11 protein-coding genes are annotated in these 20395 nt (G+C 39.1%); 9 read left to right on the top strand and 2 right to left on the bottom strand.

The genetic code is table 11. The annotated features are described in order from the left end of the window. Positions 1-158: 158 nt before the first annotated feature. Both rpsO and ACLCDV_RS03565 read right to left on the bottom strand, forming a co-directional pair. Positions 159-437 carry a 30S ribosomal protein S15 gene (gene rpsO, locus ACLCDV_RS03570; protein WP_046674145.1) on the bottom strand — a complete coding sequence of 93 codons (279 nt, stop codon included), beginning with the start codon at positions 435-437 and terminating at the stop codon, positions 159-161. A 104-nt stretch (positions 438-541) separates the two neighbouring features. Next, complete coding sequence (locus ACLCDV_RS03565; protein WP_411972928.1) at positions 542-1753, bottom strand: acyltransferase family protein; 1212 nt, start codon at positions 1751-1753, stop codon at positions 542-544. Positions 1754-2620: 867 nt separating this feature from the next. On the opposite strand from ACLCDV_RS03565, the gene ACLCDV_RS03560 reads away from it, so the two are divergent. The 9 genes from ACLCDV_RS03560 to ACLCDV_RS03520 all read left to right on the top strand — a co-directional run bounded on the left by ACLCDV_RS03560 (position 2621) and on the right by ACLCDV_RS03520 (position 20312). Continuing rightward, positions 2621-5920 (top strand): SusC/RagA family TonB-linked outer membrane protein, encoded by a 3300-nt coding sequence (locus ACLCDV_RS03560; RefSeq protein ID WP_411972927.1) that lies wholly within the window; start codon positions 2621-2623, stop codon positions 5918-5920. 16 nt (positions 5921-5936) lie between these two features. Continuing rightward, positions 5937-7637 carry a SusD/RagB family nutrient-binding outer membrane lipoprotein gene (locus ACLCDV_RS03555; protein WP_411972926.1) on the top strand — a complete coding sequence of 567 codons (1701 nt, stop codon included), beginning with the start codon at positions 5937-5939 and terminating at the stop codon, positions 7635-7637. A 74-nt stretch (positions 7638-7711) separates the two neighbouring features. After that, complete coding sequence (locus ACLCDV_RS03550) at positions 7712-8302, top strand: redoxin domain-containing protein (RefSeq protein ID WP_411972925.1); 591 nt, start codon at positions 7712-7714, stop codon at positions 8300-8302. Between the two features lie 26 nt (positions 8303-8328). Next, the gene (locus tag ACLCDV_RS03545) at positions 8329-9672 is read left to right on the top strand and encodes a c-type cytochrome (protein WP_411972924.1); all 1344 of its coding nucleotides are present in this window, start codon (positions 8329-8331) and stop codon (positions 9670-9672) included. Positions 9673-9724: 52 nt separating this feature from the next. Continuing rightward, entirely contained in the window at positions 9725-12274 is a 2550-nt protein-coding gene (locus tag ACLCDV_RS03540) for a prolyl oligopeptidase family serine peptidase (protein ID WP_411972923.1), read from the top strand. Positions 12275-12761: 487 nt separating this feature from the next. Beyond that, complete coding sequence (locus tag ACLCDV_RS03535) at positions 12762-13925, top strand: ROK family transcriptional regulator (protein WP_317668420.1); 1164 nt, start codon at positions 12762-12764, stop codon at positions 13923-13925. Between the two features lie 25 nt (positions 13926-13950). After that, positions 13951-17322, top strand: a complete 3372-nt coding sequence (locus ACLCDV_RS03530) for a SusC/RagA family TonB-linked outer membrane protein (RefSeq protein ID WP_411972922.1) — start codon at positions 13951-13953, stop codon at positions 17320-17322. A gap of 12 nt (positions 17323-17334) precedes the next feature. Then, the gene (locus tag ACLCDV_RS03525; RefSeq protein ID WP_317668422.1) at positions 17335-18936 is read left to right on the top strand and encodes a SusD/RagB family nutrient-binding outer membrane lipoprotein; all 1602 of its coding nucleotides are present in this window, start codon (positions 17335-17337) and stop codon (positions 18934-18936) included. A 200-nt stretch (positions 18937-19136) separates the two neighbouring features. Continuing rightward, the gene (locus ACLCDV_RS03520; protein WP_317668423.1) at positions 19137-20312 is read left to right on the top strand and encodes an ROK family protein; all 1176 of its coding nucleotides are present in this window, start codon (positions 19137-19139) and stop codon (positions 20310-20312) included. Positions 20313-20395: the final 83 nt, after the last annotated feature.

The raw sequence follows: 20395 nt of genomic DNA, 5'->3' as shown, positions 1-20395 counted from the left end.
CGCTAATCTCAGGACGTCTTGAACAACTGCAAAAGCCACGACGAACAGAAAACAACCATGCTGACGCGAAAAGTCCTATAAAAATTCGGTCACGATAAGCACAATAAAAAAAGCCATCCAAAAATTGGATGGCTTTCTTAACACCTTTGTATTAAAGCTTATTTGATAATATCACGTAAACCTAGACCTTTAATGATCGCACGGTAACGGTTGATATCTTTTTTGTAAAGATAAGCTAATAATGAACGACGTTTACCTACTAACATTTGTAGGGCACGTTGTGTACCGAAATCTTTTCTGTTTTTTTTCAAGTGCTCAGTTAAGTGAGCAATTCTCTTAGTGAATAAAGCAACTTGACCTTCAGTAGATCCTGTGTTTGTAGCTGATCCAGCAAATTCTGCGAAGATATCAGCTTTGTACTCTTTACTTAAATACATTTCCTGAATAATATTAAAGCGTTAAAAATTTTATTAATTGCCTGCAAAGATAGCAAAAATCTTTGAGTGCCAAAATAATTTAACAAGCAAAGGTTCAGCTACGACTAAACCTTTACGTAGATTTTCTTCTTGTCCAACCAATAGCAGATTACCCACATCAACGTTAAGAAACATAGTGAATAGACAAAAGAACCAACTTCTGGTATCCCAGGCACTTTCGCGCACACATATTTATAAAACCAGGCAAAAGCGTCGAGGTATTTTTGTGTACCATCTTCTTTTACACCATCAGGAATACGGAACAATCCTAAGAAGCGTGGTAGAATACCGCTCAATACAAAGATGAATAACGGATTTTTACCAAAAACATCAAAAAACTGTGTCAATTTATTTTTGACGCCCTGCACTTCAATAAACCAGATCATACCACCGAGTGTCATGGTTGCCAAACCTGTTGTATAGAGCACATAGGAACTCGTCCATATTTTTTTATTGATCGGAAAACCCAAGGCCCATATCCAAGCCAGTACGACCAAAATAAATCCGGTCACAAACATTCCCGCCAGCAATTTAAAATGAGGTTCACTTGAGGCCGGTACTTTGGACCACAGCCAATCCACCTGACCTTGCTTTTTAATAAATACACCAACTAAATAGCCAAAGACGACCTGAACAATTGTCGGCAAGGTACTCATCAGCCCTTCAGGATCAAATGGCACCCCCTCCCCTTTGTAAACATGCGGCAAACCCAGGATTGCTATATCATATTGTGTACCGAACCAGCCTTCTAAGCTATAGGGATCTGCTCCTCCGGCTATTGCACAAATTGCCCAATACAACAACAGTATGATTGCCGAGATCCAGATAATCATTTTTTCTTTAAAATAATAAGCGAGAATCGACGCAAAGCAGTAGGCCACAGCAATACGTTGCAGTACACCAAAAATACGAATACCCCGGCTCGGATCCGTTCCGTCCACCCATTGCTTAAACACCAATGCTGCACCATCCCATTTCACAAAAGGCCACCAATTGATGAAAAGTCCAATCGCAAAAATGAGGACCGTCCGTTTGATTACCTTTTGCCAAAATACTGCCGGTCCCGCCTCTTGCAAACGAGGTATAACAAAAGACATGGCATTACCTACTGCGAAAAGAAAAAAAGGAAAAACCAGGTCTGTAGGCGAGCATCCATGCCATTCTGCATGTTTTAGCGGTGCAAACATATGAGCCCATGTCCCCGGATTATTCACCATAATCATCAGTGCCACAGTAGCTCCACGAAAGACATCCAAGGAGTAATAGCGTTGTTTCATAATCAGATTGTATAATTAAAAGGTAAATATAAGCTATTTGGTATTCATTTTTATGCCTAATCTACAATTTAATGGCATAAACAGGAAAGTCAAATCATAACATTGTTACAATAACAAACGTTTGCATGCATTTAATGACTAAGAATCAAATACTTTTTAAAAATATTTAAAAAGTATTTGGAACTTAACAGTAATTGACTAATTTTAGCCAACAACTTTTATACTAACCATATTTTGTTGTTTAAATGACAGCTTCAGAAATAACCGTCTGATCAGTAAAAAAATTATTAACGAAAGTACCTTAGATTAACAGAAAACTAGTTTAAATCCCCACACAAGGATTTAAACTAGCACTAAACAACTTTATTAACCTTAAATAATAGAAAATGAATTTATTAAAAAATACAAGCAAAAAGGCAAGTGAGGCCGCTTAGTACAATTTCCAAGAAATCACAACGAACTTTATTAAAATTCAGCGAGAGAGGCAAGCACGCTATTGAATCTATCGGTTTCCTGAAATGAAGTAAATCCTATTTTTAAGTTACCCACAAGATGCAATAGAAATCATTTAAATCATCTTAAACTGTAAAGAAAAGCTTAAAAAATTATCAAATCAAACTGACAGTCAATATCTTTTCGACGAACTCTCGAATGAAATTGAAGAAGGCTATAAAGTAAATCGTACAACTTTAGCCTAAGGGTGAATGGAAATATAAGAGACTTAAAATTAGCGATAAATTATTTTAGTAGCCATACATATCAACCGTTAACAGTAACGGTAACGAATAAGAGACCATAGAACAAACTTAAACAACGTTAGAAGTTGTAAATAAAAACTAATCATTATTAATACTAAATATTATAAGCATGAGTCTATTTTACAAAAGATCTGCAGGATTGGCGATATGTACTCTTTTTAGTGCATCGGCTCTCTATGCGCAGCAGACTATTACCGGAACGGTAAAGGATGCCAATGGACCAATTTCTGGGGTAACAATTACTGTAAAAGGTACTACTAGAGCCACACAAACCACCGTAAATGGGTCCTTCAATATCCAAGCGGCGCAGGGCGAAACGATTCGTATAACACGAGTTGGCTACACTCCACAAGAAATCGCAGTCGGTACCAATACAAAAATTAGTATCACATTATCAGAAAATGCATCCGCTTTAGATGAAGTTGTTGTAACTGGCTTAGGTGAATCCAGAGAGCGTCGACAACTGGGATATGCAATGACACAAATCAGTGGAGAAGACATAGCAAAAACAAATGCTATCAATCCAATTGCTGCTTTACAGGGAATGGTACCCGGCATGCAAGTTAACGTTGGTACCGGTGGCCCTCAATCGACTCCGCGTTTTCTTATTCGGGGGGCAAGCTCGCTCGATCCTTTCGGTAATACCCCTTTAATTGTCGTAGACGGTATCATTATGGACGATGATGTCGTCATACCAAATCGCGGTGGAGAACAAGATTTCGGCAACATCCTTAAAAATTTCAACTTGGATGATATCGAATCTATATCTGTTTTAAATGGAGGATCTGTTACAGCTCTATATGGCAGTAGAGCAAGTAATGGGGTGATATTAATTACGACCAAAAAAGGTTATTCTCAACGTGGACTGGGAGTTTCTTTTACGCACACACAAGGGTTCGACGATCCTTATGCAACAGTAGACTTTCAAGATAAATACGGTACCGGAATATTACCGAACTATGTTTATCCCAAAGGTAATGATGGTTTAGAACAGATTCCGCCTAATTATTTTGGCTATAGTTTTGGACCTGCCTTTGACGGACGCACGCTGAAAGATCCTGCCGGGCACGAAATGAAATTTCAGCCAAACAACAACATCCTTGATCTGTATCAGACAGGCCAATACAGAAACTCTAATTTAGCGCTTTCAGGTGGCAACGAACAAACTACATTTCGTATCTCCTATTCAAATTCATACGCTAAAGGGGTAGTTCCACAAAATAAATTTGATAGAAATAGTATTGCGTTAAGAGCCACTCATCGCATTAGAAAAGCTGTCGTAATAGATGCCGGCGCAACCTATGTTGGGAGCAACAGTTTTAACCCAAATCGTTCTTCTGGAGGAAACAATTTAATGTATGGTCTCACATGGGGAATGCCTAGAGAGTACGACCTCATGTATTGGAAAGATCAATATCTCAACCCTATTAATGGGGGGGTTAGTGATCAAGATCCTACTTCATCACAAGGCGTATTTTTCACGCTGTACGAACAAAAACAACTTCAAAAAGAAGAAAACTTCCGTGGTAATATCAATGCAAAGATTAACTTCACAGATTGGCTACAAATGGAAAATATCTTCAGCGTAAATCTATTCAATGCTAATAACGAACAGAGAAACAGGGGACAAGAATCTAATTTTAACGGAGGTAGCTATCGTACAAACCAGTATCGAGTAATCCAAACAAGATATCATAGTAATATTAACTATAGAAAAACTTTCGATGACTTTGAAGTCACTGCATTAGGAGGAGCTGAAGTAAATCGCTCCGAACGCAAGGGTTTAGAAGCCTGGACCAATGGTATGCGTATCCCAGACATATTCCGTCTTTCCAATTCAACAAATGCTATAGGCTATTCTGAAAGCAAACCTTATATTAGTCAAAGTTTTTCCTTGTTATTTCAAGGTGCAGTCACCTATAAAAAATGGCTCACATTAAATCTTTACGGACGTAACGACTGGGATTCATCTCTTCTATATCCTGACCAGACTGGCACATATTCCTATTTTTACCCAGGAATGGATCTTGCCTGGACATTCCATGAAGCGTTGAAGTTACCTTCCACTATATTCAGCTTCTCCAAATTAAGATTTTCTTACAATATCGTAGGAAAAGGAACTGATCCATACAGAGCGATGACTGGATACTATCTCCCCACTAGTAATTATGTGAGCGCGGAAAACGGTGAAATAACACGTTATTATTTCGACTCAGATAATTTAGGAAACAGGCATCTTGTCCCAGAAAAAAGTTCCACCTGGGAAACAGGTACTGATCTAAGATTTTTAAATAATCGTTTGGGAATTGATTTTACATATTACCAAAAAAACACTAAAAATCAGATTATCAACCTTCCTGTTTCACAAGAATCAGGCGTACGCAATGCGCTTATCAACAGTGGTCATATCCGAAACCAAGGAATCGAGGCTAAGATATATGGTACTCCCATTAAAAAAGAAAATTTTTCTTGGGACGTAGCTTTTAATTATACGCGTAATAGAAGCAAAATTATTGCATTGGCGCCAGGTGTACCACTCTCATCACTAGAAGGAGATGATGGCATTAGGGCTATCGCTGAAGTAGGAGGAGAATATGGCGTTATGGTTGCCTCGTATGGTCTAGCTCGTTTCCAAGCAAGAGATGCTTCAGGAAATCCAATAGATCATCCCAGCAATGGTAGATATGTTATGTCGCCAACAACAACAGGAGCATCGTACGTACGTTCGCAAAACTATGCGCAAGGATTAGAGAAAGAAGTTAAAATTGGATCCACTCAACCCAAATTCCTCGGAAGCATAATTAATACAGTGAATTACAAAGCCCTATCATTAAGTGTAATGCTCGATTCTAAATTTGGTGGATATGTATATTCTCCAACATACAATTATGGTTCTCAAACTGGACAAATAGCGAGTACATTATACGGTCGAAAAGGAGAAGCTGGAGGAATAGAATTCAAGGATGCAAATGGAAATGAAGCTTGGGGACTTATTCCCGATGGAGTTTTTGCCCAAGGAACTATATTAGGCGGTAAAGATGTTGGAGGTATGAGCTATCAGGAAGCAGTAGACCAGGGATTAAAAAATCCTATGCTCACCTATGCATACTACAATAACACCTACGGTTGGGGTGCTGGTATCCGCGAAAAATCTGCGTTCGAATCCTCATGGGTGATGGTAAGAGACGTCTCTGTAAGCTACGACTTGCCTCGTACAACAGCATCAAGATTCAAACTTAACAATTTGCGCATGACACTATCTGGCAGGAATTTAGGATATCTTTACAATAGTTTACCAGACAATATCAATCCAGAAGATTATCGTACTACTGGAGCTGCATCTGCATTTTTAGGTGGAGGAACGCCACTCATAAGAAGCTTCTCTGTCACGTTAAACACCAATTTTTAAGTTAAAAAGTTTGATCATGAAAATATTATCAAGACACTTAAATAGAATTACTATTCTATCTATATTTATCACTACACTAAGTGCGTGTAGCAAAAAAGATTTTGCAGAATATAACACGGATCCTGATGCGGTTATTAATATCTCTTTACCTCCACTATTCGCGCAAGCAATCACTTCTGCCCACAACAATGATTTCGAAGCTTTTTATGATAATTACAATTTCATTCCAAGATGGTCTCGTGCTTTTCTATCAAGAACGGGAAATGGTATAACTGTTTCAGAAAATGCGGCCAATACAAACAATCGCTACGGAAGATTTTATATTGGTGTTGGAAATGTCCTTGTTGATATCCAAAAAACTGTCGATAAAATGAGTGACGACGAAAAGGCCAGATATGTCTATATGCGCACTATTCCAACAATACTAAAAGTGTATAACGCATGGTATGTTTCTGATGTCAACGGCAGTTTAGCTTATACCGAGGCATTTGGAGCGAGATACGGCGGCACTTTAACCCCTAAGTACGAAACACAAAGCGAATTATACGCAACCTTTGATCAAGAATTAAAGGCAGCAGTAGAAATTCTAAAAAAAGAACAACCCGTTGAACAATTTAGTTATGGCAACAGTGATCTTTATTTCAAAGGCGATGTGTCTCGATGGATTAAGGCAGCTAATTCGCTTCGTTTAAAGATTGCATTACGCTTATCAAAACGCGACCCACAACGTATGGCAACGATTGTTAAAGAAGTACTTGCCAATAATAGTAATGTAATTAACAGTGCAGATGAAGAATGGGTATTTTATCCAGGAGCTCAGTTTACTGGCGGTGGCAATTGGAATATTACAGGCAACGGAAGAGCTTTTGTAGGAGATCACGATGTGATTGATTATATGTGGAATAATCAAGATCCGCGCTTACGCTTCTTCTTCGTGAAAAATATGTGGAGTGAAGATAATTTCGCGTTAGCTAAAGCACAAGGCAAAATTCCGTCTACATCCGTTTTTGATACAAGGCGTTATTATGGTCAGTACTCTAGTCCTTCGTCTCCAAACGATCCAAAAAAATCAAGATTCTTTACGCCAATTCAAATAAAAAATGGACAAAGTACGATTACATTAGATACTGTTTCCAGAATTCAAGATAGATTATTCCAGCCCGAAAATAATGGCGGCACAGGATTAGGCACAATGCCATTGATAACGTATGCTGACGTATGCTTTATGCGCGCTGAACTAGCCCAACGTGGAACAACCAGCGAAAGTGCGGAAGAATGGTACTATAAAGGAGTTGAAGCCTCTTTAAAGTTTTATGATAAGGCAGCAAAAAAAGCGCTGATCTATGACTACTCTCCTTTGACAGATGCTGAAATAGCAACCTTTAAACAACAGCCAGACATTAAATTCAAAGCAAGTAAAGGATTAGAACAAATTGTATTGCAAGCTTATTTAAATTTCTTCAAAAATTATAATGAAGCGTGGGCAATAGTAAAAAGAACTAATATGCCTAATAATAATACGGCAATTGCTTTTGAACCTTGGTTCGTTGAAGGTCAAGCAATAAAAATGCCACGGAGATTCGTAATAAACTATCCATTAGCAGGCGATTACAATTACCAAAATCGTTTCGATGCAATCGAAGAAATGAGAAAAGATCCTGATTTCGGAGAGCCAACGAGCATATTGGGACGTGTCTGGTGGGACAAAAGTGAATAATACAACACAACGCAACTTACCTGACCCTTTATTGGATCAGGTAAGTTCTTTATTTTAATAAGCTGGAAAATGTTATGCCCATAATAAGAATCCAAAGATTACCTGAAAAAGGACTCATGATGAGCCTTCTATTGATGTTATTCTTTCCTTCGAAAGCATTCTTGCAAACCGTAAATAAAGAAATCTTTAGGTTGACAGACATCAATAAAAATTCAGACATTTCATTTATGCCTCCTGAATTGGCTACAGTCTATATCTTTTTATCTCCTGAATGCCCATTGTGTCAAAATTATACAAAAGACATAAATACCTTGGCAAAGCAGTATGGTGATAAAATAGCATTTATTGGTATTTTTCCTGGAGAATTATATGAGTCTTCCGAAATTCAGGCTTTTGCCACGAAATACAAACTTAATATTCCATTATTCCGAGACACTAACTTAAATCTAACCAATTCTCTTCATGTTAAAATCACTCCCACAGTTACGTTCGTCGAAAACGAAAAAGTAATTTATTTTGGAGCTATTGATAATTGGGCAGTTGATTTGGGCAAAAAAAGAACGGTGACAACAGCACACTATTTAGCAGATGCTTTACGACAACACCTGTCAAAACAAGCGATTACTATAAAAAAGACAGAACCTATCGGGTGTATCATTAACTGATATTGACTCGCTCATTTAATATTGCCATGAACAAAACAGCTATTTATAAAGTTATATCAAGTATATTAAAAACAATATTTATAGTGGTGGGCTTTGTAGATACAAATTCTTATGCTCAATCCTATTATCAAGATGTCGAACCTATTATTTTATCAAAATGTGCACCCTGTCATCGCCCCGGTGAAGCAGCTCCTTTTCCACTTTTGACCTACAACGACATTTCTAAACGAAGTAATTTCATAAAAAAAGTAATCACTTCAGGATACATGCCTCCTTGGACTGCAGATAATAATTATGTCCATTTTTCTAACGATAGGTCACTGACTAAAAAAGAAATCGAAACAGTCGTCAACTGGATCGATAACGGAGTAAAAAAAGGCAAAAAATCAACTACTGAAATAAGTGAACTGTATAGTATCACTGGATATGGACGAACTCCAGATTTGACACTGACAGCTTTAGATACATTTACCGTCAAAGGAAATAACAAAGAACGTTTCGTAGAATTCAAGATACCTTTTGAATTGGATCAAGAACAAGCTATAGAAGGGGTAGAATTCTTTAGCAACAATAAACGCTTAATCCACCATGCGAACTATTCAGTACAGGTTATTTCAGATCCGGCAATAGATATTTATCAACAACCAAAATTTGCCAATCATACCGACGGCAATACTATTTATACAGATCCATACAGAATTTTCAAGCGTGATATGGCATACTATGGAGGATGGATCCCAGGCTCGTCAGCTGAATCTTATCCCGAAGGAATAGGATGGACAATGCCTAAGCGTGGTATAATATTGCTATCTATCCATTTTTCTCCTACACCTATTGATGAGCAGTCCGTTAATGGTATACATTTATTTTTCACCAAAAAACCGATAAAAAGAAAAGTAACTGTTGTAAGCTTTGGTTCTGGCGGTTTAGGAGAAAAGGATATTAGGCCTTCTTTTTTTATGATCCCAGCTAATCAAGTTAGGGATTATACATTGAAATTTACAAATCCCGCCGAAGATCTTTCTTTGCTTTATATATGGCCACACATGCACTATATCGGGAAATCGTTCAAGGCATACTACACCAATAATCTGGGAGATACTATTCCACTCGTAAATATTCCAAAATGGGATTATAGATGGCAAGAGATGTATCGCTATAAAAAATTTATGAAGATACCCCGCGGCTCTACTATACATATGGAATGTACGTATGATAATACCGAAAAAAACCCTTTCAATCCGTTCAATCCACCACAAAATATATATTCTTACTCCAATATGCAATCCGACCAAGAGATGATGACAATGCTGCTGATTTATGTACCATACAAGGAAGATGACGAAAAGCTCAGTACTTCGCCTGACTAACAATATTTGTTATTAAACTCGATAATAATTAACAACTTTTAGAAGAATCAAAATGATGATACAAAAAATCTTCTCCTGCGCAGTTAGTAAATTAATTATAATACCTTTCGCTTTTTTACATTTTGGCTTACTTGCCCAAAACAAATATCGTTTTGAAAAAGGACTATACTTACAAATTACGCATTCCTATGGCAGAGAAGCAGTCTATTCAGACGAATTTCTTTGGAACTATTACAATGGGACATTTATTGAGCCCAAAGAAGGCAAAAGCATAAATGGAAAGCAGGTTGATCAAGCAAAGTGGACCTTTATCCAGACTGACACCTCTGGTTTTTTTAGACCGTCGCCCGGGATGGGGGGGAACCTACGAAATCCCAATAATCCTGCTGGCCCGGGAAGAATAGAAAAGATAGCTAATTCTACCACTACACAACAAAACGCTAACCCACGACGTGGATTAGGTCCTACCTATTTGTATCTGACTTATAACGCAAAGAAAGCGCAAGCTGCTATTCTTAATATCAAAGGCAACAGTGCTGTTTTGATCAACGGCGAACTCCATTCCGGTGATCCCTATCGCATGGGCTGGTTAAACATTCCTGTACAATTAAAGAAAGGATTGAATGAATTTTATGTACGTGGCATATTGGTACAGGCTGAGTTATCATTTCCTACTCAGCAAGCGATATTGGACATTAACGACGCTACACTTCCTGATATCGTTTTGGGTAAAAATAACAGTAAATTACTGGCGGGTGTTGTTGTGATCAATAATACATCCAAGAACATGTACGATCTTAATATAGAGAATACTATTGAAGGATTTACAAGTACAACAGCTGTTCCAGTTATCCCGGCACATAGTACGAGAAAAATTAGCGTGCAGATAGATGCGTCAAAAATTGTAGCCATCGGTTCGCCCACAGTAAAGCTCGGTTTGTTCAAAAAAGGAAAACTGATCGATCAGAAGAATATCAACCTACGTAGCGTATCTGCAAGCAGTCCATACCGCCATACTTTTACCAGTGAAATAGACGGTAGTCTACAGTATTTTGCAGTGAATCCCGCGACCGGCGGTGAAAAATCAGGCGATGCTTTATTCTTCTCCGTACACGGTGCGGGCGTGGAAGCATTAGGGCAGGCCCAGGCCTATCACGCAAAAGACTGGGGAACATTAATAGCTCCAACAAACCGTAGGCCTCGTGGATTCAACTGGGAGGATTGGGGACGCTTAGATGCGCTAGAAGTACTTGCTTTAGCAAAACAGACATTAAAACCGGACACACAGCGTGTATATTTAACCGGACATTCTATGGGTGGACATGGAACTTGGTTCTTGGGGGCTACTTATCCCGATAAATGGGCTGCAATTGCTCCCTGCGCCGGCTACCCGACACTTAAAGGCTACGGCTCGGCAGACGGACTAATTCCCGAAAAAGGTCGCAATGAAATGGAGAATATTTTACTCCGTTCGAGTAACCAAAGTGACGTCATCGCCTACGCATCAAACTACAAGCCACTGGGAATTTACGTCTTGCACGGCGATGCCGACCGCACCGTACCGATAAGCTATGCACGTCAAATGCGCAACATTCTTGGTGAATTCCATCCTGATTTCAGTTATTACGAATATCCCGGTGGATCGCACTGGTATAGTAATGAAAGTGTAGATTGGAAACCCATGTTTGATTATTTCAAATGGCATAAACGTAAAGTCGATAAGGATGTCAATAAGATTGATTTTAAAACAGCAAATCCAGGCATATCGGCTTCTTACTATTGGGCCACAATTTATCAACAGGAAGAAGCGCTATCCTATTCACACATCCAGCTCACTCGTAACCTAGAAAACAATACGATCCAAGGCCGAACAGACAATGTAAAAACCCTGGCCTTAAACCTGGACGCCTTTCCTGAAGGTCAACATATTAATATCATGTTGGATTCGCTATCACAGATTAGCTGCCAAAGATCAGCAAAAGATGCGATGATCTATTTAAGGAAGTCGAAACAGGGATGGCAGATCATCGAAAAGCCCTCGCCTGCCGAAAAGGGGCCACACCGAAACGGAATGTTCAAAGAGGCCTTTAACCATAACATGGTATACGTTTATGGAACGAAAGGTACACCCGAGGAAAATAAATGGGCATTTGAAAAAGCGAAATACGACGCTGAATCATGGTATTACCGTGGTAATGGCTCATTTGACATCATCGCCGACACTGAATTTGACACCACAGCATATGCCAATAGAAATATTATTCTTATCGGCAATAGCCAGACCAACTGCGCTTGGAACGTACTCTTGACAGACTGTCCTATTTCCGTAACATCTTCAACAATAAAATTGGGAATGCATAAATATGAAGGTAGTGATTTAGGTGGTTACTTTATCTGGAAAAAACAGGGAAGTAATATCCATACGATCGGCATTATTACCGGAACTGGAATCAAAGGTATGAAAGCCGCCACTGCAAACCAGTACTTTGCTGGTGCAAGTGGTTTCCCGGATTATATGTTTTTCAAATTGGATATGTTGAAATATGGTCCAAATTCACTTATTGATGCTGGCTTTTATACAAATGATTGGCGTGTAGAGTAAGCTCTGCATTAAAATGAAGGTGCTGACAAATTGCAGTGGCACAAAAAACATTTTTTATGTACCACTGCAATTCATACTTTCGCTCCAAAAAATTTCACAATTTATATTGCCTATGAACGCATTCAATGATGCGATTGCTATTAAAATATCCGACTAAAATCCAGGACTATAAATTTAATAGAAAATTTGATGTTAAGAAATCTTCATGAGCAAGATACGTTATAGGATTAGCCAAGAATAACCATATTTAGAAAATAGTTTTTATAAATAAAATTCCTACAATTTTACCTTTAAAATGCGAATAGAGAAATATAAGTTATTACTTCGATCTTACGATCAGTAACTCTGTTACAACATGCAACTTATTGTTTTTAAATAATCATAACTTTTTAAAGTTTTTTAAAAAGTATTTTGAACTTACAATAAAAATTATTTATCTTTATAATACAATTATAACCATTTCTTTCACAAGCCAATTATACCGACGATGAAAGCTGACATATTACGATTATTATATTATAATGAGATGCAATCTATTGCTGAAATCTCAAAAAATCTTTCCAAAAGCACCCCAATTGTTACAAAAACGATTAACGAGCTTGTTAAAGAAGGCCTTATCCTTGACAACGGTCTTGGAGAATCCACAGGAGGAAGACGAGCGTCACAATATGGTTTAAATAAGCAGCTCCCGCATTTAATTGCAAGTATTGCAATTGACCAGTACTATAGTTCCTTCACGATATCCGACCTGAGCCACAATATCATCGCGCAACACAAAGATGTCGCTATCAACCTGAAAGAACAGAATGCCGGAGAATTGATTCTCCAACATTTAGAGCAGCTCATAGCAACAAATCAAATCGACGTAAAACATATCATCGGTGTAGGCATCAGCATGCCCGGGTTCGTGAATCCTGAAGAAAAAATAAACGACTCCTATCCAAAAAATTCTTCACTCCATCATCTTTACAAACAGATTGAAGAAAGGCTAAATATCACCACCGTCATTGATAACGATTCACGGTGTATCGCGTGGGCCGAAAAAGAATTTGGACATGGTGTTGATATTGCACATACACTGGTCATCAATCTCAACTGGGGTGTCGGTCTTGGGATCATCATAAATGGTGAAATTTTTAAAGGAGCAACTGGTTTTGCCGGCGAATTCAGCCACATCCCGCTTTCAGACAAAAACACCCTATGTTCCTGTGGAAAACGAGGCTGTTTGGAAGTTGAAGCCTCGCTAAATGCAGCTATACAAAATACAGAATCTGATATCGAAAATGGGGAGTATTCCATCTACTCCACTTTCGCAAAAGCAGGTCAAAATAAATCTGATGCTTTAATTGAAGCTGCAAAACTTGGGGATCAAATTGCCATCAATAACCTCGGAAAAATAGGTTACATGTTAGGCAAAGGGATTTCAACATTATTGCATATCCTCAATCCGAACAAAATAATAATCAGTGGACGCGGTGCTGAAGTGGGAGATATCATAGCGCCTCAAATACAGGTTGCCATTAACGAATTCAGTATCCCAAAAATAGCGAAGATGACAACCATTGAAATATCTTCACTTCATAAAGATGCACAGCAAATGGGAACTGCGGCGCTGGTTGCGGATCATCTGATCGATAACATTATAAACTAAATCAATTTCATATAACACCTATTCTATGAGTCTATTTCAAAAAAAAGCTGCAGGAATAGCACTGTACACTGTCTTTAGTGTTACATCGCTATACGCACAGCAATCTCTCACCGGTACGGTAAGGGATGCAAACGGACCTATCGCTGGAGTCTCTGTTTCAGTAAAGGGATCAAACCGGGCAACACAAACCAGCGATAACGGAACTTTCTCCATCCGAGCTAGTCAAGGTGAAACGTTACGGATCTCAATTGTAGGCTATAAACCACAGGAAATCCAGGTAACAAACACGACAAATTATGATGTCATCCTCTCCAACGATGACTCTACCCTGGATGAAGTTGTTGTTACCGCACTGGGAATCAAACGCGAAGCCAAATCGCTCGGCTATTCCGTCCAAAAAGTCGGTGGAAAAGAACTGACACAAACCAATGCACCTACCGTGGCTACTGGACTCATGGGAAAAGTATCCGGTATGAACATCAGTTTGTCAAATGGGGTTGAGGGTGGATCACAACGTGTTGTGATACGCGGTGCAGCTTCGCTTACAGGAGCAAACCAACCGTTATACGTTATTGACGGAATGCCGATAGATAACAATCAAATTACTAGCAAAGGAAATGATATCACCAAAGCAAATGGTTCTTATCAGGATTGGGGATCCATACTAAACTTCATAAATGCAGATGATATTGATGAAGTCAGTGTCCTTAAAGGGCCTACTGCCGCTGCTTTATATGGTGCACGTGGTGGTAATGGTGTAGTCCTGATCACGACAAAGAAAGGAAAGCTAAAAGAGGGGCTCGGAATTGATTATAACTATTCCTTCCGTTCGAATGATCCTTATCGCTACCAAGACATGCAGAATAAATATGGTTACGGCGGCGCAATTGCACTCTATTCAGCCGTACCTACTCTGCCAGTGGATGCTAAAGGCCAAGTGAGATATCCAGGCGCAGACCCTTGGTCGGGCACCAATATTACGGATCAAAAATGGTTAAGCCATGGTGCGGTACCCGGTGGTAAAAACACCTGGGATTATTTTAGCTGGTATGGTACAGGCGCCTCCTGGGGAGCTGAAATGAAAGGTCAAGAAATCCTATGGTGGGATGGAACAAAACGGAACTATTCTCCTCAGCCCGATAATATCAAATCATTTTACCGGTCAGGAAATACCCAAACCCATAATGTTGCCTTCAGTGGTGCGAATGACCTCGGAAGTGTCCGTCTATCCTACACCCGCCAAAATAACACCTCCATTATTCCCAATAGTAACTTTAATAACAACACCTTCAACTTAGGAACCAACGTCAAAATATCTAAAAAAGTTACCGCGGATGTTTCTGCTAGTTACATTAATTACTACCGCCTGAATTCTCCAGATGTAGGGAATAGCAACAACTCATGGGGTAAATTTTCGACATACGGTATGTCTAGAGATTATAAAAATCTTGAAAAGGATATTTACCGCAATGCTGACGGCAGCAAGAACTTATTGGATGGATCAGTTTACAATATGGGATACCCCTATGGCGGCTATGGAAAAGATTTATACTGGAATATCTTCATGAATAATACAGAGTTAAATCGCGACCAGCTCTTAGGAACCGTCAAGTTAAATGCAGAATTAACAGACTGGCTGACCTTAATGGGTAGAGCTTCCGGAAATTTCTCTTCGGATGAATTTGACAAGAAATACTATCCTACCGATAAAGAAGGACTGCAAGGGCAATATGGACATGAACTCTATAAATCCACTGATCGTAACCTCGATTTCCTAGCGACGGCACATAAAGATAATTTAAATGGATCTAAATTCAGTGGAAGTATTTCGGCAGGTGCCAGTTCATGGAAATCAAATTACCGCGGAATACAGGGATTCAACGCAGGCCCATTCAATGATCCGTTTTTATTTTATCTTGCCAATATAAACAAAACGGGTTCCGTATCCGGATTTATCCCTGTTGAGGAGCGAATGGAACAACAGATTAACTCTCTCTTCGGTATTGCCAACATATCGTATGACAACTTCCTCTTCTTCGAAGGAACATTTAGAAATGACTGGGCTTCAACGTTACCGAGCAAAACAAGGAGTTATAACTACCCGGCAGCTTCATTGAGTTATGTCTTCACAGAGAAGTGGAACAACAAACCCAGCTGGTTAGATTATGGTAAATTGCGTGCTGCATTCGCAAAAAGTGCAATCGGAACCAAACCTTATCAAACATCCTATATCTACGCAACCGGAACATTCAATGGTCAAGCCCTGAGAAAAATTTCCAACAATCTACTTCCTGTAGATCTATTGAAACCCCAACGCTCTACATCCTATGAGATCGGAACAGACCTGAGCTTCTTGAAAAACCGTTTGGGATTAACATTTACCTATTACAAAGTTAATTCAACCGATCAGATTATCGACCTAAATGTCGCTCCATCATCCGGTGTGACAGGGGTACGGACAAATTCTGGAGAGCTTCAAAACCAAGGTTATGAATTTACATTAAGAGCCACTCCGATCAAAACACAGGATTTCTCCTGGGATTTAACGCTTAACGGTGCACATAACAGAAATAAACTCGTTAAGTTGGCTCCAGGTATTGACGAATACTACTTAGATGAAATGTTCGGAAATGAGGGTGTTACGATGAAAGTTAAAGTTGGAGACAATTTTGGAACTATCTATGGAACAGACTTTGCATACCATGAGAAAACTGGTCAGCCAATTGTTGAGCGTGTGTTGGACGGACAGGGTAACCCTACGGGTACGCGCTACAAAGTGACGACCAATCAAGTACCCATTGGAAATGCGAATCCAAAATTAACGGGCGGGTTAGGCACAAACCTTCGTTACAAAGATTTCTCACTCTATGCACTTGTTGACTTCAAATGGGGTGGAGATATCTGGAGTGGAAGCTATTCCACTGCGATGGGTAATGGATTAGCTCCGGAAACCTTATTGGAAAGAGATGGCGGTGGTTTAGCATATACTTATCCCGACGGAACCAAAGCAAATCATGGTGTTATTCTTAATGGTGTTTTTGAAGATGGTTCCGAGAACAAGGATGTTGTCCACTACATGTGGAAATACGCCGGTTCTTATGCAGCATGGTCTAATATACCGATGCCACGTAGTCTGGCTGTGTTAGAAAACTCATGGGCCAAATTACGTGAGGTTAGATTGACCTATCAAATTCCAAAATCGGTCGTTCAAAAAACAAAATTCTTCCAAGGAATGTCCGCCTCGTTGATCGGTCGCGATTTATTCTATCTATACACCAGCCTACCGGATAATTTAAATCCAGAAGCTGTCAATGGTATTGGTAATGCGCAAGGTATTGAATTTGGCGCTCTTCCAGGAGTCCGTTCTTTAGGATTTAGCATAAGTGCATCATTTTAACATTCGGAAATCATGAAAAGAAATTATTTTAAATCAATCGTATATAGTTCATTAATCCTTGGAACGGCAATGGTATCGTCATGTACCAAAGACTTCGACGAAATGAACGCACCATGGAAGGATGCACAGACAGCAGATGTCAAAAGTCTCTTTAACGGTGTGGTAGCCAGCATCGAGCTTGGTGCACAAGAGCAGGCAACAGCCAATACCTGGATCTATCCGGTAACACAACTGGGCACAACGGTAGGTAATTCGGGCTATTCCATGCAAAATGCCTCGAACGAATTGTGGGAAAATTACTATAGAGCATTGATCTCGATTCGTCTGACCGATCGTATGATTAATGAATCCCCTGACAAATCGAAATATCAAAATGTACAAGCTATGTTAACAATTTTGAAGGCTTATAAGACTTTCAAAATGACTGATATATTTGGTGACATCCCCTACTCAGAAGCCGGCATGGCAGATCAAGGCCCAACAAATTACAGACCCGTTTTTGATAGCCAAAAAAGCATTTATGAAAATTTGTTGAATGACTTAAAAACTGCAGTAGCCACACTAAGTACTTCCGCCGATCAAATTAATATTGGCTCCTCAGAGTCCATGCTCAACAACGATATTGCACTTTGGAAAAAGTTTGGTAACTCCCTACGCTTACGCTATGCGCTCCGTATGAATGATGCCAATGCTACAGTGGCAGCAACGCATATCAAAGAAGCGCTGACATTACCTCTCCTGGAAAACACAGAGAACATAGGCTTGACCCCCGCTGTCCAAAATTTTACCGGCGAATGGCGCGAGTGGTCATTCCATGCCGGGATCTATTTACGTATGGGTAGTACCGCCTGGAATATGCTTAGCGACAATAATAATGTAAATGGTTCTGGCATTTTTGACCCACGTGCAAAAATCTATTTTGAAACAAATGCAAAAAATGAGTGGGTGGCCAAACCACAAAATCAAGCAATGTCAGACGGAGGTGAGCCATACAATAGAAGAAGAGATGATGATTGGTCAAATAAGGGAGCCGGGAACCTGATTTCTAACTTCAATTATTATTTCGGCCGTGATAAAAATATCCCAGAATTGATTATCACAGCTGCCGAAGTTTATTTCCTAAAAGCCGAAGCGGCAGTAAAAGGTATCGGCAACGCGAACGGCATGGCCGCAGCCAAAACAGAATACGAAAATGGTGTTAAATCATCAATCAATTTCTGGACCTCAATGGCCATGAAAAGCGTAGTATGGAAAGAAAATAAACCTACTTCCCTACCGACTAACGCGCAGCTAAATACTATTCTGTCGAATCCAAAAGTAGCATTTTCAGCAAGTTTAAGCAGTACAAATGCATTGAAATTAATTTATGCACAACGGTGGTTAGATAATTTTAGGCAACCTTACGAAGCTTGGGCACTTGCACGACAAACAGATGCAACGCCAAAATCTACAGTTGACAACAATTTTTATGAAAATGAATTCGGTTATATTCACAGACTTAATTATGCAGATAAAGAGTATCAATACAACCGAGATAATACATTAGAGGCTACCAAAGGGCAAACGTTCGCCAAAGAATGGCAAACTACAAAAATGTGGTGGGATGTCAATTAATTGATAAAATTTTCGCTTAAAAGCGCTCCCGATTAATGGGGGCGCTTTTTTTTTGCTTCCAGCAATGAAAACTATTTAAAAACACTTATTAAAAACATTAAACTTTTTAAAAATTTTAAAAAGTTATTTTTTCTTAATCTAAAAATAACATATCTTTAGCACACTCTAAGGGAGTCTCACTAACAAACACTCATTATTATATGGAATTAAGGGAGAAAATCCTGATCTGTCTGTATTATTTAAAAGAACAGTCCATTGCTGGCTTATCCAAAAGTCTCGCAAAAAGCACACCTATTGTTACAAAGGCTATCAATGAATTACTGGAACAAAATATCATTGTTGACAGGGGACTAGCAGCCTCAACGGGAGGGCGACGGGCGGCATTATATTCCCTAAATGACGACTTGGACAATTTCATTGTTAGCATTTCGATCGACCAATTCTATACATCGATCTTTCTAAGTAATTTACAGCAAGAGATTCTACAGGAAGAGATTGATATTCAACTGGATCTTGTTGATCCACTAGCCGGAATCAACATTCTCACACAGTTAAAGAGTTTTATTGAAAAACATCATATCGATAGTAAAAAGATTATAGGTATTGGTATCAGCATGCCAGGATTTGTGAATATGAATACAGGTGTTAACAATTCATATGCCGAAGAAAACCCACTCCACTACCTCAAAAAAACTATTGAGACAGCACTAGAAATACCTACCGTTATTGATAATGATTCGCGAAGCGTCGCTTGGGCTGAAAAAGAATTCGGCGGTGGAATTGATAGTACGCATACCTTGGTGATCAACCTCAATTGGGGAGTAGGATTGGGTATTATTATCAATGGCGAAATATTTACAGGAGCAACGGGTTTCGCCGGTGAATTTAGCCATATCCCATTATCCAATACAAATAGTTTGTGCTCCTGCGGCAAAAGAGGATGCCTTGAAGTCGAAGCCTCTTTAAAATCGGCTATCGATCAAACTGAAATTGCGATCCAACAAGGTGAATACTCAATTTATAGCACGTTGATAAAAACAATGAGCAATAAGAGTGACGCCTTGATAGAAGCTGCAAAGATTGGTGATCAATTAGTTATTTACCAAATTGGGAAAATCGGATTTATGATTGGAAAGGGAATATCTACTTTATTACATATACTCAATCCAAACAAGATCATTATAAGCGGAAGAGGAGCTGAGATCGGAAATATATTAATGCCACAGATCCAAAACGCAGTTAATGAGTTCAGCATTCCAAGGATTGCCAGGATGACCAAAATCGAAATCTCAACGCTACATAAGACAGCTCAACAACGAGGAACAACGGCCTTGGTTGTTGAACATCACATCAATCGCTTATTAGATACTATTTAACTACCTGAAAAAGATGCCAGCGCTAAAATAACCATATAATCTGCTATAGGAACAATCTCTGGTTTATTCAGTAAAAACTGAGT

Origin of the sequence: Sphingobacterium sp. Lzh-3, from assembly GCF_046764375.1 — a bacterium.
Classification (GTDB): Bacteria; Bacteroidota; Bacteroidia; order Sphingobacteriales; family Sphingobacteriaceae; genus Sphingobacterium.
This window is presented reverse-complemented; position numbering and strand designations above follow the sequence as displayed.